Origin of the sequence: Mycobacterium persicum (genome assembly GCF_002086675.1) — a bacterium.
Taxonomy (GTDB): Bacteria; Actinomycetota; Actinomycetes; order Mycobacteriales; family Mycobacteriaceae; genus Mycobacterium; species Mycobacterium persicum.
Window position 1 is genome coordinate 1 of record NZ_MVIF01000235.1, and the last position, 1328, is coordinate 1328.

Annotated in this window: 2 protein-coding genes; both read left to right on the plus strand. The window is 71.5% G+C overall.

All coding sequences use genetic code 11. The features are described 5' to 3' along the window. The first annotated feature begins 47 nt into the window (after positions 1-47). The gene (locus tag BST40_RS28070; RefSeq protein WP_142276855.1) at positions 48-227 is read left to right on the plus strand and encodes a hypothetical protein; all 180 of its coding nucleotides are present in this window, start codon (positions 48-50) and stop codon (positions 225-227) included. Positions 228-360: 133 nt separating this feature from the next. Further along, positions 361-1328 (plus strand): PPE domain-containing protein (locus BST40_RS28075; protein ID WP_083156581.1); only part of this gene is annotated, 968 nt, incomplete at its 3' end.

Below are 1328 nucleotides of genomic sequence, written 5' to 3' on the forward strand. Positions count from 1 at the left end.
GTGTGTAGATATCCGCGGTCGCGCAAATGTTATTTAAAATGGTGCCAATGGGAGTGGATGCTGATTCGGCGGCGTTCGCTGCGGCGCTGGCCGCGGTGGGAGCAGCGTATGTGAGCGCCGCTGCTGAGCATGCCGCGGCGCGGGGGATGTTTTCTGATGCGCAGTCGGTGGCGGCCGGGATCACGGTGGCTAGTGAGGCGATGCGAGCGGCGGCCCTGGCCCAGTAGGGATTAGGGGATTGTGGTGGGCCATCCCTGGTCGGCGTTTTCCCCGGAGGCCAACTATGCGGCGTTGGCCTCAGGGTCTGGTCCAGCTTCGACGTTGGCTTATGCCGACACGTTGAGCGCGCAGGCGGCGTAGGTGCAGGCGGTGGTGGCGGCCTCGGCAGTCAGTGGGGCGGCCACCTACGGCACCGGTTGGCGCGGGGTGGGGGCGGCGGCCTCGGCGGTCACCCACGGTGCGCTGGATGCTCAGCATGAGCTGCTGGCGGCGGCGCTGGTGGACAAGGCGGCCCAGGTGGTGGCGGCGGCGGGTGCTCATCAGAGCGCGGTGGCGTCGATGGTCACCGCCGAGGAGGCGGCGGCTAATCGGGTGGATGAGGCCGCTGCGCAGCAGATTAACCCGTTGGTGTGGGGGGCGTTGACCCCGAAGATCGTGGCGTTGAACGTCGAGTATTACGGGCAGATGTGGCCGCATAACGCGGCTGCGGGTGCGGCCTATGGGGCGGCGTTGCGCGCTGCCGCCGCGGCGATCATGGTGCCGTTTCCGCCGGCGGTGCCCGGAGCATCACTGGCGGCTGCGGCGGCGGGGTGGGGCGAAGCCGGGGCGATCAGCGCGGCCGGGGCAACCCTGCGCGCCAGCGAGCAAGCCATCCACGCGGTGCTCACCCCGTCAGTGGCCGCGCTGGGAGATGCTGTGCCGTCGGCCGCCCCGAAGGCGGCCTCGGTGGCGGGCACCCCGATCGCGGCTCCGACAGTGCATCCGGCGCCGCAGGCTGCGGTGGGGATGTTCGCAAGGATCTCACCGGCCGGGGTAGTTGGCGCCCCCACCGGCGCTCCCCCTGCCGGTGAGGGGCCGGCCTCGGCGCAGCTCGCCGAGGCGCTGCAGAGCCGCGCCGGCGCCTTGACCCCGCCTGGATCGGAGCTGGGGCCTGGTGGGGTCAGCGGTTATCCGGGTGCCGGTTTCACCAGCTACGTTCGGCCCACCGGCGACGGTTTTGCCCCACCACCGGTCGAGCGGGCCGGCAGCAGCGCACCCGCGGGCATGCTCAACGCGGCCACGCTGGGCGGCCCGGTCACCACCCTCAACTCCCCACCCCCACCGCAACC